Source organism: Streptomyces sp. NBC_00286 (assembly GCF_036173125.1).
In the GTDB taxonomy this organism is placed as follows: Bacteria; Actinomycetota; Actinomycetes; order Streptomycetales; family Streptomycetaceae; genus Streptomyces.
In genome coordinates this window covers 6,835,820-6,849,822 of the sequence record NZ_CP108054.1, presented here as the reverse complement: position 1 = coordinate 6,849,822, position 14,003 = coordinate 6,835,820, and the positions used below count along the sequence as shown (strand labels likewise).

The window sequence follows — 14,003 nt, the reverse complement described above, 5'->3', positions numbered from 1 at the left end:
CCCCTTAAGGGGCGCTCCCCCAGCCGAGATACTCACCAGGCGCCAGGCTCGCCAGCCACAACGAAACCGGCAGCTTCCCGCCGGTGGGAGGGGACGTGGGCCGGTGCGTCGTATGCCCGTCGCTTAGCTTCGGTCTGGGCACACCAGAACCCTGTATCAGCACCGGGTCGTATGCCCTGTTGGCGACGGGCTGACGCACCGGACCGCGGCCCCGCACCCACCACGCACCCCAGGGGCGCGGGGCTGTGTCAATTTGCGGCTCCGCCGCGTGGGCGCGACCAGCCACACACAACCCGCACCCGCCCAACCGCCGGAGGCACCCCGCGGGGAACTGCGCGAGCAACCACCACGCACCCGCACCCGCCCAACCGCCGGAGGCACCCCGCGGGGCTGGCGCGACCGGCCACGACGGCGCCGCAGCCGACAACGAACCCTATTCCGCCCAACCGCCGGAGGCACCCCGCGGGGCGGTGTCAATTTGCGGCTCCGCCGCGATGGGGGTCCCCCCGCTCGAGCGAATTCGAGAGTGGGGGAGCGACCAGCCACAACCGACCGTCAGCCGACAACGAACCCAACTGCCCACCCGCCGGAGGCGCCCGCTCAACCGCCGGACGCCTCCCGGCAGATCAGCAGCAAAGCCCTGTCATCGTTCACATCCCGCGCAACCGCCTCGATCAAATGCCACGCCGCCCCATGGAACCCCCCGGCCACATACCGGTCCGCCTCCCCGGTGAGCCGGTCGATCCCCTCCGCGATGTCCCGGTCTGACGTCTCGACCAAGCCGTCCGTGAACAGCATCAGAACGTCGCCAGGGCGCAACGTACCCTTCACGGGATCGAACTGAGCCCCGTCGTACACCCCGAGCAGCGGCCCCTCCGCCGACTTCTCCTCCCAGCGCCCGCTCCCCGCGCTGAGCTGCAGCCCAGGAGGATGCCCGGCCGAGAACAGTTCGTAGTCACCGGAGTCCAGGTCCAGGACAAGGTGGATCGATGTGGCGAACCCCTCGTCCCAGTCCTGCCGGAGCAGGTAGCCGTTCGCCGCGGGGAGGAAGGCGTGCGGCGGCAAGGACCCGAGCAGGCCCCCGAACGCCCCCGACAGAAGCAGCGCACGCGACCCCGCGTCCATGCCCTTGCCGGACACGTCCGTCAGGACGACCTCCAGCGTGCGCCCGCCATTCGTACGGGCGGCCACCACGAAGTCCCCCGAGAAGGACTGACCGCCGGCCGGCCGCAGGGCCATCTCACGGTGCCAACCCACCGGCAGCTTCGGCAACTTGCTCTGGACCCGGATCCGTTCCCGCAGGTCGAACAGCATGGTGCCGCCGCGCCGCCACGGCACGCCGACCCGGCTGCGGAACTGCGCGATGAGCAGGCCGAAGAAGCCGCAGGCGGCGACGACCAGCACGGTCCCCGGTGTCACCCGGGACGGTCCCTCCGTGTAGGGGCCGAGTTTCACGGACTCGATGATCAGGGCGGTGGCGGCGGCCGCGTACAGGCCGAGCAGGCTGGCCGGCCGCAGCACCAGCCCGCCGGCGACGATCGGGAGGACCAGCGCGGCCGGCGAGAACCAGACGGAGTTGACCAGTGTGGCGCACGTGATCACGGGAATGGTCAGCAGCAGACCGGCCAGCGCGACCCAGTCCGAGCCGTCCCCGCGGAAGTAGTCGACAGCGGATTTGCGCAGCCCTGTGCGGACCCGGTGCAGTTGCTTCTTGCACCGGGCCGTGAACGTGTCGGCTTCCGCGCGCCGCTCTCGTCCTGCTGCCATTGTTCGGGACCCTATCCATCGGACCAGGCACTTGGCACGGGAGGTCCCACTTGTCCCCCGTCCGAGAACCGAAGTCACAGAAACGTCCGATCCCCGAGGATCGCATGCCGCCGAGGGCGTCCCGCCCGGCCTGACGGAAATGCACCCGCTGGAAATCCACTCGCTGATCCCGGATTGCCCTGGTAGGCATGGCATATGAGCACTGACTTGCGCGTACTCCGGCCAGAAGAATGGGACAAGTGGTACGGAAAGCTGGTGCTCGCCTTCGGCGGAGTCGAGGAGCCTCCCGAGGAGCGCGCCCTGTGGAACGGCCTCACGGAGTTCGACCGCTTCATCGGGGCCTGGGACGGCGACGAGTGCGTGGGTACGGCGGGTGCGTTCAGCTTCCGTATGACCGTTCCCGGCGGCGCCCTGGTGAAGGCGGCAGGCATCACGATGGTGAGCGTCGCCGCGACGCACCGCCGCCGCGGGCTGCTGACGTCCATGAAGCGCAGGCAGCTGGACGACATCCGCTCCTGGGGCGAGCCGCTGGCCGTACTGACCGCCTCCGAGCCGGTGATATACGGCCGCTTCGGCTACGGCGCGGCGACCCAGCAGATGCGCGCGGAGATCGACACATCCCGGGTACGGCTGACGGTGCCGCCCGGCACCGACGACGTACGACTCCGCCTCGCCGAACCTGCTGCGGATGCCGTACGCGATGCGTGCGAGGCCGTCTACGCACGCCAAGTGCCCACCCGGCCCGGCATGCTGGCGCGGCTGCCCGGCTGGGAAGGGCTGCCGCTGCTCGACCCGCCGGCCGACCGGAAGGGCTCGTCGCCGCTGCAGTGCGTGCTCGCCGAGCGAATTGGGGGGCGCGAAGCGCCTTCGATTGAGGGTGGTGGTGGGCGACGGGAGGGAGAAGTGGTCGGCTACGCCCGGTACTTCAACAAGCCGGATTGGGACACCGCCGGCCCCAAGGGCACGATCGAGCTGCGCGATCTGGAGGCGCTGGACCCGGCCGCGTACGTGGCGCTGTGGCGGTTCCTGTTCGACATCGACCTGACGTCGACGGTGAAGACGTACAACCGGCCCGTCGACGACGCCTTGCTGCACCTCGTCTCCGACGTCCGGCGGTGCGCGCTCAACCTGCGGGACTCGCTGTACGTACGGCTCGTCGATGTCGGGGCCGCGCTCGAGGCACGTACATATCAGGCGCCCGTGGACGTCGTGTTCGAGGTCGAGGACGCCTTCTGCCCCTGGAACGAGGGGCGTTGGCGGCTCTCCGGTGACGCCAAGGGGGCGTCCTGCGAGCGGACCACCGACTCGGCCGATCTCGCCCTGTCCGTACGGGAGCTGGGGTCGGCCTATCTCGGTGGCGTGTCCCTGGCCTCACTCGCCGCGGCCGGGCGGGTACGGGAACTGCGCCAGGGAGCGCTCGCGGAGGCGTCGCTCGGCTTCTCCGCCGCCGTCGCACCCTGGCTGCCCCACGGCTTCTGAGCCGACCTGGAGTTCCCTATGCCTTTTGGCAGGTGGGGCACCAGAAGAGGTTGCGGGCGGCGAGACCGGCGGTGCGGATCTCGCCGCCACAGATGTGGCAGGGCAGATCGGCCCTGCGGTACACGTAGACCTCGCCGCCGTGGTCGTCCTTGCGCGGCGGGCGGCCCATCGCGTCCGGCTCGTGTTCTGGGCGGACCGTGTCGATGCGGTTGTTGCGGACGCCCTGGCGCATGAGGGTGACGAGGTCCGTCCACATCGCCTCCCACTCGGCCGGGGTGATGTCCTTGCCCGGCCGGTACGGGTCGATGCCGTGCCGGAAGAGGACTTCCGCGCGGTAGACGTTGCCTACGCCCGCGATGACCTTCTGGTCCATGAGGAGGGCGGCGATCGTCGTACGGCTGCGGGAGACGCGGGCGTACGCCTGTGCCGGGTCGGCGTCCTCGCGCAGCGGGTCCGGGCCCAGGCGGGCGTGGATCGCCTGCTTTTCCGTGTCCGTGATCAGGGTGCAGGTGGTGGGGCCGCGGAGGTCTGCGTACGCGGTGTCGTTGGTGAGGCGTAGGCGGATGGTTTCGGTGGGTGGGGGTGTGGGGGCTTCGCCGAGGGTGACCTTGCCGAAGAGGCCGAGGTGGATGTGGGTCCAGGCGTCGGTTTCGAACCGTAGGAAGAGGTGTTTGCCGTGGGCTTCGGCGGTGGTGAGCGCTGTCCTGTCCAGGAGGGCTGCGGCGTCGGTGAACTTGCCCTGGGGGCTTGTGACGTGGGCCGTCCGGCCGCCGAACCGGGTGAGGTAGTCCTTGGCCAGGCGGTGGATGGTGTGCCCTTCGGGCACGGGGGCCTCCTGTGCGTGTTCGTCCTGCGGTCGGGGCGGGATTCTTCCCCAACCCCGCCCCTTCCCGGCTGTAACAATTTGCGGCTCCGCCGCGTGGGGGGCTGCGCCCCAGGCCCCCGCCAGGGGGTGGTGGGGACACTGCGTGTCGCGGCTGCGGGTGCGTTGTGGGCGGTCGCGCCCACGCGGCGGAGCCGCATATTGACACAGCCCCGCGCCCCTGAAGGGGCGCAGCCCCCAGAGGGGTCCCAGGGGCGGAGCCCCTTGGTTTCGGGAAGGGGCGGGCTTGGGGAATGAAAACCCCTTACCCCTGCGGGTGGTGCGCCGGAATCTCCGGCATGACCCCCGCCGTCTCATACGCCGACAGCATGTCAATGCGCCGCACATGCCGCTCGTCGCCGGAGAACGGCGTGTTCAAGAACGTCTCGACGAACTTCGTCGCCTCGTCCCGCGAGTGCATCCGCGCCCCCACAGCCACCACATTCGCATCGTTGTGCTGCCGCCCCAGCGCCGCAGTCTCCTCGCTCCAGGCAAGCGCCGCCCGAACCCCCGCCACCTTGTTCGCCGCGATCTGCTCCCCGTTCCCCGACCCCCCGATCACAATGCCGAGCGATCCGGGGTCCCCCGCGGTACGCGAGGCCGCGCGGAGGCAGAACGGCGGGTAGTCGTCCTGGGCGTCGTAGATGAGAGGCCCGCAGTCGACGGGCTCATGCCCGGCCGCCTTGAGCCACTCGACGAGGTGGTTCTTGAGTTCAAAACCGGCATGATCGGAGCCGAGGTACACGCGCATGGTCCGAGTGTGACACGCGTGTTTCGGCCGGGCCTCCTCGGGTCGGGCCGGTCGAAGGCACCCCCACGTCAGGGCGACGGGGTCTGGCTCACCCCGGGTGAGGGCGGCGGACGCGAGGTGCCCGCGACCGTGGGCGCCGGGCTGGTGTCGGGCAGCTTCGTCTCACCACCAGGGCGTACCGCCGTGATGATCATGACGACGCCCACAGCAGCGGCGGCCACCAGAACGAGCACGGTGAGCAGCCGCGGCAACCACTCAGGCCCGTCGCTCTCCTCACCCGTCTCCCTCTCCTTCTCTGCGGGTGGCGCCGCAAGCACCCGCCCCAGGAACCGCACCACCTCCCCCACATCCGGCCGAGCCGCCGGATCCCGGGCCAGCAGCCTCCGCAGCAGCGGCGTCAACGGCCCATCGTCGGGCGGAAGTTGAGGCTCCTCGTACATCACCGCGGCCAATGTGGCGAGCGTCCCGGCACGTTCGAACGGGGAATGCCCGGTGAGGGCGGTGCAGAGCGTGGCGCCGAGGGACCACAGGTCGGAGGCCGGGCCCTGTGGGCGGCCGGAGATACGTTCCGGCGGGATGTACTCGGGGGAGCCGACGATGACTCCGGCCTGCGTCAGCCCCTGCGCGTCCTGGAGGGCGGCGATCCCGAAGTCGGTGAGGACGACCCTGCCGCCCGGCTCGAGCAGCACGTTGCCGGGCTTGATGTCGCGGTGCAAGACTCCGGCCGCGTGCACCGGGCGCAGCGCCTCGGCGAGGGCGAGGCCGATCCTGGCCGTCTCGCGTACGTCGAGCGGGCCGTGTTCGACGACGGTCCGGGCCAGCGAGGGGGCCTCGACGAGTTCCATGACGATCCAGAGCCGGTCGTCCTCCTCGGCCACGTCATAGACCCGTACGACATTGGGGTGGTCGATACGGGCACTGGCGCGGGCCTCGCGCAGCGCGCGCTCCCGCCGGACCTCGAGTTCCTCCGCTCCGGCGGTGTCGAGCCGCAGTTCCTTCACGGCGACCGGGCGGTCGAGCAGTTCGTCGGCCGCGCGCCAGACACGGCCCATGCCGCCCTGCCCGATGGGTTCGAGGAGCCGGTACCGGTTCACGACGCAGAACATGCAGGTACACCCCCAACCTCCCTCTAGGTTGTGATATTTTCCTTGCGTCCCGCAAGGGACCGGTTCGGGCTGGACCGCAACCCTCGGGTTGGAAGCCCCCCTCCTTCAAGAGGGGGAGCGGAGTCACGACAGCACAATCCGGGCGGGTGTGTGTGACACGAGACCGGAACCCAAGAAGCCCCCGCGGCCTTTACGGACGCGGGGGCTTGGGCTGTCTCCTCACCCCTACCGGTTCACGAACTTCCAAGCGGTAGGCAGCAGCCCCATCGCCAGCGCCGCCTTGAACGCGTCGCCTATAAGGAAGGGCGTGAACCCGGCGGCAACAGCCTCCGTGGGGCTCAACATCGTGGCGGCGGAGAGATAGGGGACGCCGATCGCGTAGATGACGGCCGAACCGAGCAGCATCGTGCCGGCCATGCGCACCACCGAGCGGTCGGCGCCGCGGCGGGCCAGGGCGCCGACGAGTGCGGCCGCGAGCATCATGCCGACGATGTAACCGAAGGTCGGGGAGAGGCCGTGGCTGCCGTCTGCGAACCAGGGAACGCCGGCCAGGCCGACCAGCGCGTACAGAGCGAGTGACAGGAAGCCGCGTCCCGCGCCGAGCGCGGTGCCGACGAGGAGGGCCGCGAAGGTCTGCCCGGTCACCGGCACCGGCGAGCCTGGTACGGGCACGGCGAGCTGGGCGGCGAACCCGGTGAGCGCGGCGCCGCCGGCCACGAGCGCGATGTCGCGGACGCGGGACGCGGGGAGCAGGTCGGCAAGGACCTTGCCCGGGAGGGCGTTGGCGGCAGCGGTGCTCATGGGGACTCCGGCGGTGAGGGAGCGGGCGGTTCCGAACACCGCGACGCTATCCCAGCCCCCTCGGCCCGATCACCAGCAGCGCTCGACAAACCACGGAGCGCACGCTTGGTGCGCTCCATACAAAGAGAGATTGGTACACCCGGAGCGGCGTGACCCTGGTCACTGAGGTACGGCGGCTTTACCCACAAGGACGAGACCGGCGCGGACTGTTGGATCTCGCCAATCCTTCTCACCGCCCCCTCCCCTTGACTCCTCTTGCTGTTAATCTGCACTTGCAAGATACTTGCAATAAAACTTCGGAGGGGACGACCCACCATGCCCGTCTACACGCTCCCTGAGCTGCCGTACGACTACTCCGCGCTCGCGCCCGTGATCAGCCCCGAGATCATCGAGTTGCACCACGACAAGCACCACGCGGCGTATGTGAAGGGGGCGAACGACACCCTGGAGCAGCTCGCGGAGGCGCGGGACAAGGAGTCGTGGGGGTCGATCAACGGGCTGGAGAAGAACCTGGCCTTTCACCTCTCCGGCCATGTTCTGCACAGCATCTACTGGCACAACATGACCGGTGAGGGCGGTGGCGAGCCGCTCGCCGCGGACGGTGTGGGCGAGCTTGCCGACGCGATCATCGAGTCGTTCGGGTCCTTCGCCGGGTTCAAGGCCCAACTGACCAAGGCTGCCGCGACCACGCAGGGCTCCGGCTGGGGCGTTCTCGCGTACGAGCCGCTCAGTGGGCGCCTCGTCGTCGAGCAGGTCTACGACCACCAGGGCAACGTCGGCCAGGGCTCCACCCCGATCCTGGTCTTCGACGCCTGGGAGCACGCCTTCTACCTCCAGTACAAGAACCAGAAGGTCGACTTCATCGAGGCCATGTGGCAGGTCGTCAACTGGCAGGACGTGGCTCGGCGTTACGCCGCCGCGAAGTCCCGTACGGATGTTTTGCTGCTCGCCCCTTGAGGGCAGTCTGAAGCGTCCTGCCTCGTGATCGTCTTCTCACCTTTCACGCGGGCGGGCGGATAGAAGAAAGCCCCCGCGAGGACGTGACTCGCGGGGGTTTTCCGTGCGCCCCATCAGGTGATTCAGTCGTCGGTGTCCAGCCTGAAGTGGAAGATGCCCCAGGTGAGGTGCTCCTCGCGGCCGCCGTCGATCCAGTGGCCGAGGCCCTTCTTCATCTGGGCCAGGTAGTCGTGGCTGATCTTTCTGGCCAGTCCTTCGGACTCTTGGCGGGCAGTCTCCTCCAGGACCCGCGTGTAGTGGTTCACCAGCTGTTCGCGGTGTTCTTCGAAGCCGCCGTCTACCGGGGTGAATCCGAGGCGGTTCAGCTCACGCATGTAGAAGGCCGGCGAGCCCATGTCGTCCAGGTGGATGCGGTCGAGGATCGGCTGCAGTACGTCGGCGGAGCCGCCGTCCGCCGTCGCCATCGGGTCGGTGAAGATGAGGTGGCCGCCGGGGCGCAGGACGCGGGCGATCTCCTCGAGGACCTGGACGCGGTTGCCGCTGTGCAGGAAGGCGTCCTGGGACCAGACGACGTCGACCTGGCCGTCCGGATACGGAATGTCCTCGAAGGATCCGTCCACGACCTCGATCCGGTCGGTGAGCGCGCGGGCCGCGTTCAGCTCCTTGTGGCGCTGGTTCTCCACCTCGCTGAGGTTGAGGGCGATGACCCGGCAGTCGTACGTCCCGGCCAGGTACCGTGCCGAGCCGCCGTACCCCGAGCCGAGGTCGAGCACCACGGAGTCCCGGGTCAGTTCCAGCTTCGACGCCATCCGCTCCACGGTGCGCCGGCTGGCGTCCGCGATGGGTTCCGCGGGGCTTTCGTAGAGGCCGATGTGGATGTCCTCGCCGCCCCACACCGTGGCGTAGAAGGTGTCGGCGTCGGGTGAGTTGTAGTAGCTGCGGGCGGTGCTGACCGCGCCCTTGTACCGGCCCTCCTTCTCCTGCGGGTCGTCCATCCGGTACTCCTTCTCCGCCACATGGATGAAGAAGTCCGGCTGTTCGCCCCGGTAGGTGTGCTGGAAGTCGCCGTAGGTCTGGACGCGCTGGAAACCCACCTCGGACATCAGGCGGCGGGTGTAGTCCTTGCGCAGCGGGAACATGTTGAGGTGGTACACGGAGTCGTCGGGGAAGTGGTACCGCATGCGGCACAGGCCCTCGTCGACGTACTCCGGCTCGACGGTGACGTCCTCGCCGCAGTAGTAGTACGTGTGCTTGCTGGTGTATCCGTCGTCCAGGATCGCGTCGTAATTGCGCTGGTCGAGGACGAGAATTCCGTCGTGTTTGAGCATCGCGTAGAACTCGGCGAGCGCCTTGCGCCGGTCGCGTTCCGAGAAGAGATGCGTGAAGGAGTTGCCGAGGCAGACGATGGCGTCGTACTCACCGTGGACGTCTCTGTTGAGCCAGCGCCAGTCGGCCTGGACGACGCGCAGGATGTGTCCGCCCTGCTTGGTGCCGTTCTCGAAGGCCATGGCCAGCATGTCCGCGCTGCCGTCCGCGCTCACGGTGTCGAATCCGGCCGCCAGCAGCCGTACGGAGTGGAATCCGGTGCCCGTCGCGACGTCGAGCACGCTCTTCACGCCCCACTTGCGCAGCAGGTCGATGAAGAAGTTTCCTTCGCTGTCCGCCCGTTTTTCCCAGTCGATGAGCGAGTCCCATTTCTCGACAAAGCTGGGAACGTATTCCTCTGTGTAGTGACCGGTTTCGCGTACTTCGACAGGGTTGTCGCCGAACTCTTGAGCCGGTTGCACGATGATGGGAACTCCTTCAGTCATCGGGAGTCATGCTCTGCAGATCGCTATCCGATGTCGTGGAGCTCATGCCTCCAAAGTTCGTATACAGTCGCGTAGTTGATGCTGATAGCGGCTTTGGCCAGCGTTTTTGTCACTTCAAGATTCTTTGGGCGGCGGGGGTCGCGGATACGGCTCGTTGTACGCGCCTGCAACCCGTGGTGAACGTGGATCCAACCGTCCTCTTCGGGGGGTTTGCCCCAGCCCGGAGGTCCACCGATCGGTGGACGGCAAGTTCCACCGAGTACCTCTGTCTGCCAACTGCCCTGCTCAGCAACGCTTTTGGGCATGAACTCATTTACTGTGCGCATGGCTCGCTGGAGTGCCTTGCACCCATGGCGGGCGATCATCGGTTGGCTGGTGTTCGTGGTGTTGTGCGTGGGCATCGGCAGTGCTGTCGGGCTCAACAGCGCGAAAACCGCCGATTATCGGGTGGGTGAGGCCGGCCGGGCCGAAGCGATGGCGGCCGAGGGGCAGTTGGAGCGCAGGTCCACCGAGCAGGTGATGATCTCCGCCCGGTCCGGCGCCGGTCTCGACGGGGGCGCCGCCGAAGCCTCCGCGAAGGCCGCCGCGGCGGATCTCACCGCCCGGATGGAGCGGCTGCCCGAGGTCGAGAGCGTCGCCGATCCGCTGCTGTCGAAGGACGGCCGGATCCTCATGGTCGAAGTGGCCGTGAAGGGCGAGGAGCGCGACGCGAAGGACAAGGTCGACGCGCTGGTCGCGCAGACCGAGGCCGTACAGAAGGCGAACCCCGCGCTGCTCCTGGAGGAGACCGGAAGTCCCTCCATCAGCAAGGGAGTCGACAAGCAGCGCGGCGAGGATCTGGCGCTCTCCGAGGCGATCACCCTGCCGGTCACCTTGATCACGCTGTTGATCGTGTTCGGTTCGGTGACCATGGCCGGGGTGCCGCTGCTGCTCGCGCTGTCGTCGATCGCGGCGGCCGTCGGGCTTTCGATGGTGGTCTCGCACCTCTCCCCCGACACCGGGGTCGGGACCAACATCATCCTGATGATCGGGCTCGCGGTCGGCGTCGACTACACGCTCTTCTATCTCAAGCGGGAGCGGGAGGAACGGGCCCGGTCCGGCGGGCGGTTGAGTTCCGAGGCGCTGGTGGAGCTGGCCGCGGCGACCTCGGGGCGGGCGGTCGTGGTGTCCGGGATGGCGGTCGTGGTGTCCACGGCGACGCTGTTCCTGGCCGCCGACGTGATCTTCACCTCGCTGGCCACCGGCACCATCGTGGTCGTCCTGGTGGCGGTGCTCAGCTCCCTGACCGTACTGCCCGCGCTGCTGGTCAAGCTCGGTAAGCGGGCCGAACGCAAGGCGCGGCGCCGTGCCGAGCACGGCAAGCCCGCGCGGCGGATACGCGGCGAGGGCGGCGGCCGGGTGTGGGCCGCGCTGCTGCGGCCCGCGACCCGGCATCCGGTGGCCACCCTGTGCGTCTCGGTGCTCGCCATGCTCGCGCTCGCCGCACCACTGGGCGGGCTGAAGATCACCGAGATGAGCCGGGACACCCACTCGCGTGAGATCCCCGCCATGCAGGTGTACGACCGCCTCAACGAGGCCTTCCCCGAGCAGCGGGTGACCCACGACATCGTCGTACGCGCCGATGCCGCACGCTCCGGCGAGGTCACCGCGTCCCTGGAGGAACTGGCTCAACTCGCCGACGAAGACCCGCTGTTCACCGGCGAGTCCCGGGTACGTACCTCCGACGAGACATCCGACGGCCGGCGGATCAGCGTGCTGGAGCTGGACGTGCCGCATCTCGGCAACTCGGACGAGGCGTACGACTCCCTGGACCACCTGCGGGACGAGTACGTGCCCGCGACGGTCGGCCGGATCGCGGGCGCCGAGTCCGGCGTGAGCGGCGACGTCGCCCGTTACGCCGACTATCCCGCGCACCAGAACAGCAAACTGCCCCTGGTTCTCGGCGCGTTGCTCCTGGTGACCTTCGCGATGACCCTGTACGCGTTCCGTTCCGTGGTGCTCGGCCTGCTCGGTGTCGTACTGAACCTGCTGTCGGCCGCGGCGGCGCTCGGGCTGCTCGTCCTGGTCTTCCAGGGCAGTTGGGCCGAGGGGCTGCTGAACTTCGACTCCACCGGGTCGATCGGGTCGCGGGTGCCGCTGTTCCTGTTCGTGATCCTCTTCGGGCTGTCCATGGACTACCAGGTGTTCGTGGTGAGCCGGATCAGGGAGGCGGTGCTGGCCGGCGTGCCGACGCGGCAGGCGGTTTTTGACGGGATTCGCAGCTCGGCGGGTGTGGTGACCAGTGCGGCGGTGGTCATGATGACGGTCTTCGTGAGCTTCGTCTTCCTGCACATCATCGAGTTGAAGCAGATCGGCTTCGTCCTCGCGGCGGCCGTACTGCTGGACGCCTTCATCATCCGGATCCTGATCCTGCCGGCGGTGATGCTGCTGCTCGGCGAGGCGAGCTGGTGGCCTTCGCGCGGGGTGCGGCGGCAGGCAGTGTCCGAGCGGCAAGAGGCCGCCAAGTCGGCGGTGGCAGACGTACGTTGACTGGTATGACCACCCCAGCTTCTCCCGCCGGGAGTCCCGCCGAGCAGGTCACCGACCCGTTCTGGGCCGCCACGCTGCGCCGCTGGAACGCGGTGTCCTGGCTGCTGTTCGTGGCCTTGGCAATCGGGCTCGCCGCCCTCGACCGGCCCGGCGGGAGCAAGTACTGGGCGCTCGGGCTGCTCGGGTTCCTGATGCTCTGCTACGCGGTGGTCGACCGGTTCCCGGGCAATCCCGTACTGCGCCCGCACACGTATCTCCTCGTGCTGGTCGCCACGCTGGGTGTGTTCGCGTATCTGCGCGGCTCCTTCGGGTCGCTGTTCATGGTGACGCTGCCGCACTTCTGGATGTTCGGGCGTACGCCGCGGGCCTCGGTCGGGTTTCTGGGGCTGGCCACCGGGGCGACGCTGGCGGGCAGTTGGTTCCGGCTCGGCCCGTCGATGAAGTTCTTCGGCGAGACGCTGGTCCCCGTCGTGATCGTGGTGGCCGTCGGGATGCTGGTCGGGCTGTGGGTGCACTCGGTGGTCGCCCAGAGTCATGAACGGGCCCGGCTGATCACAGAGTTGGAACAGGCACAGTCCGAGCTGTCCGAGGCGCATCAGCGTCAGGGGGCAGCCGATGAGAGGGAACGGATGGCACGCGACATCCATGACACGCTCGCCCAGGGCTTCGCCTCGATCATCGCGCTCGCGGAGGCGGCGCGGGCGGGCCTCGACAGCGATCCGGCGCGCAGCGCACAGCAGTTGCGGTCGATCGAGTCCACCGCGCGCGAAAACCTCGCCGAGGCGCGGGAGCTGGTCGGCTCCGCGCAGCGGGGCGGGCAGGTGGCGGCGGGTTCGGTGGCCCACACGCTGCGCCGGACGCTGGACCGGTTCGCGGAGGACACCGGGCTCGCGGTGGACGCGGAGCTGGCGGACATCGAGTGCGACCAGCCGACGCGGATCGCGCTGCTGCGCTGTACGCAGGAGTCGCTGGCCAATGTGCGCAAGCACGCGCGGGCATCGACGGTCGGAGTCGTACTGGCTCGGCAGCCGTACGGGGTGGAGCTGGAGATCACGGACGACGGGGCGGGTTTCGTCGTGGGCGACTCGTCGGGGTTCGGGCTCGACGGGATGCGCAAACGGCTGGCGGAGTTGGGCGGGGAGCTCCGGGTGACGAGTTCGGTGGGGGACGGTACGCGCGTACTGGCGATGATTCCGATGGACGGGGACGACGGTGAGTCTGAGTCCCGTACGGCCGAGTTCGGTGAGGAGTTGACATGACCGGCGGTGGAAAGCTGCGGATCATCGTCGTGGACGATCACACGGTGATGCGGGCCGGTGTGGTGGCCCTGCTGGCCGCCGAGCCCAGTATCGAGATCCTCGGCGAGGCGGGCGACGGGCGGGCGGCGCTGGAACTCGTCGCCGCGTACGAGCCCGATGTGGCCCTGGTGGATCTGCGGATGCCCGTACTGGACGGGGTGGCGACGACCACGGAGATCGTGGCCGCGCACCCGCGCACCCGGGTGCTGATCCTCACCACCTATGACACCGACGCGGAGATCGAGCGCGGTGTCGAGGCGGGCGCCATCGGCTACCTCCTGAAGGACGCCACCCGCGAGCAACTCGTCGACGCGATCCACGCGGCGTCGCGCGGCGAAACGGTCCTCGCCCCTCGGGTCGCGGAAAAACTGGTCGCCCGTATGCGCCGCCCCGCCCACGCTCCGCTCACCGCCCGCGAGCGAGACGTCCTCAACGCCGTGGCCGACGGCCTCACCAACGCCGAGATCGGCTCACGTCTGGTCATCGCCGAGGCCACGGTCAAGACCCACCTCCTGCGGCTGTTCGCGAAGCTGGACGTGAACGATCGGACTCGGGCGGTGGTGGTGGCGATGGAGCGGGGGTTGCTGCGGAGGCCGTCGTAAACGAGTTACGGATACGGGCGACCCCCGCGAGGACGTGACT

The 14,003-nt window shown here is 68.8% G+C and carries 11 protein-coding genes; 5 read left to right on the top strand and 6 right to left on the bottom strand.

Annotated features, from left to right (window positions below; genetic code table 11):
- Window positions 1-600 precede the first annotated feature (600 nt).
- Complete coding sequence (locus OHT21_RS31160) at window positions 601-1,767, bottom strand: PP2C family protein-serine/threonine phosphatase (RefSeq protein WP_328771598.1); 1,167 nt, start codon at window positions 1,765-1,767, stop codon at window positions 601-603.
- A gap of 195 nt (window positions 1,768-1,962) precedes the next feature.
- On the opposite strand from OHT21_RS31160, the gene OHT21_RS31155 reads away from it, so the two are divergent.
- Window positions 1,963-3,246: a GNAT family N-acetyltransferase gene (locus OHT21_RS31155; protein ID WP_328771597.1), complete on the top strand. Its 1,284-nt coding sequence runs from the start codon at window positions 1,963-1,965 to the stop codon at window positions 3,244-3,246.
- Between the two features lie 16 nt (window positions 3,247-3,262).
- On the opposite strand, the gene OHT21_RS31150 is transcribed toward OHT21_RS31155, so the two are convergent.
- The 4 genes from OHT21_RS31150 to OHT21_RS31135 all read right to left on the bottom strand — a co-directional run bounded on the left by OHT21_RS31150 (window position 3,263) and on the right by OHT21_RS31135 (window position 6,766).
- Window positions 3,263-4,072, bottom strand: a complete 810-nt coding sequence (locus OHT21_RS31150; RefSeq protein ID WP_328771596.1) for an Fpg/Nei family DNA glycosylase — start codon at window positions 4,070-4,072, stop codon at window positions 3,263-3,265.
- A 301-nt stretch (window positions 4,073-4,373) separates the two neighbouring features.
- Entirely contained in the window at window positions 4,374-4,859 is a 486-nt protein-coding gene (locus tag OHT21_RS31145) for a ribose-5-phosphate isomerase (protein WP_328771595.1), read from the bottom strand.
- Window positions 4,860-4,927: 68 nt separating this feature from the next.
- Entirely contained in the window at window positions 4,928-5,965 is a 1,038-nt protein-coding gene (locus OHT21_RS31140; RefSeq protein ID WP_328771594.1) for a serine/threonine-protein kinase, read from the bottom strand.
- A 225-nt stretch (window positions 5,966-6,190) separates the two neighbouring features.
- Window positions 6,191-6,766 carry a biotin transporter BioY gene (locus OHT21_RS31135; protein ID WP_328771593.1) on the bottom strand — a complete coding sequence of 192 codons (576 nt, stop codon included), beginning with the start codon at window positions 6,764-6,766 and terminating at the stop codon, window positions 6,191-6,193.
- Between the two features lie 315 nt (window positions 6,767-7,081).
- On the opposite strand from OHT21_RS31135, the gene OHT21_RS31130 reads away from it, so the two are divergent.
- Window positions 7,082-7,723: a superoxide dismutase gene (locus OHT21_RS31130; protein ID WP_328771592.1), complete on the top strand. Its 642-nt coding sequence runs from the start codon at window positions 7,082-7,084 to the stop codon at window positions 7,721-7,723.
- 122 nt (window positions 7,724-7,845) lie between these two features.
- Here the strand turns inward: OHT21_RS31130 and OHT21_RS31125 are convergent, their stop codons facing one another.
- Window positions 7,846-9,510: a glycine/sarcosine N-methyltransferase gene (locus OHT21_RS31125; protein ID WP_328771591.1), complete on the bottom strand. Its 1,665-nt coding sequence runs from the start codon at window positions 9,508-9,510 to the stop codon at window positions 7,846-7,848.
- Between the two features lie 327 nt (window positions 9,511-9,837).
- Between OHT21_RS31125 and OHT21_RS31120 the strand changes: the two genes are divergently transcribed.
- The 3 genes from OHT21_RS31120 to OHT21_RS31110 are packed head-to-tail and all read left to right on the top strand — an operon-like array spanning window position 9,838 to window position 13,963.
- Entirely contained in the window at window positions 9,838-12,063 is a 2,226-nt protein-coding gene (locus OHT21_RS31120) for an MMPL family transporter (protein WP_328771590.1), read from the top strand.
- Between the two features lie 5 nt (window positions 12,064-12,068).
- Window positions 12,069-13,322, top strand: a complete 1,254-nt coding sequence (locus OHT21_RS31115) for an ATP-binding protein (protein ID WP_328771589.1) — start codon at window positions 12,069-12,071, stop codon at window positions 13,320-13,322.
- Window positions 13,319-13,963 carry a response regulator transcription factor gene (locus OHT21_RS31110; RefSeq protein WP_328771588.1) on the top strand — a complete coding sequence of 215 codons (645 nt, stop codon included), beginning with the start codon at window positions 13,319-13,321 and terminating at the stop codon, window positions 13,961-13,963. Before OHT21_RS31115 ends, OHT21_RS31110 begins: the two co-directional genes overlap by 4 nt.
- The last annotated feature ends 40 nt before the right edge of the window (window positions 13,964-14,003 follow it).

Coding starts and splice junctions, on each gene's coding strand:
- OHT21_RS31160 (WP_328771598.1), bottom strand. CDS start 1,767: ATGGCAGCAGGACGAGAGCGGCGCGCGGAAGCCGACACGTTCACGGCC.
- OHT21_RS31155 (WP_328771597.1), top strand. CDS start 1,963: ATGAGCACTGACTTGCGCGTACTCCGGCCAGAAGAATGGGACAAGTGG.
- OHT21_RS31145 (WP_328771595.1), bottom strand. CDS start 4,859: ATGCGCGTGTACCTCGGCTCCGATCATGCCGGTTTTGAACTCAAGAAC.
- OHT21_RS31140 (WP_328771594.1), bottom strand. CDS start 5,965: ATGTTCTGCGTCGTGAACCGGTACCGGCTCCTCGAACCCATCGGGCAG.
- OHT21_RS31135 (WP_328771593.1), bottom strand. CDS start 6,766: ATGAGCACCGCTGCCGCCAACGCCCTCCCGGGCAAGGTCCTTGCCGAC.
- OHT21_RS31130 (WP_328771592.1), top strand. CDS start 7,082: ATGCCCGTCTACACGCTCCCTGAGCTGCCGTACGACTACTCCGCGCTC.
- OHT21_RS31120 (WP_328771590.1), top strand. CDS start 9,838: ATGAACTCATTTACTGTGCGCATGGCTCGCTGGAGTGCCTTGCACCCA.
- OHT21_RS31115 (WP_328771589.1), top strand. CDS start 12,069: ATGACCACCCCAGCTTCTCCCGCCGGGAGTCCCGCCGAGCAGGTCACC.
- OHT21_RS31110 (WP_328771588.1), top strand. CDS start 13,319: ATGACCGGCGGTGGAAAGCTGCGGATCATCGTCGTGGACGATCACACG.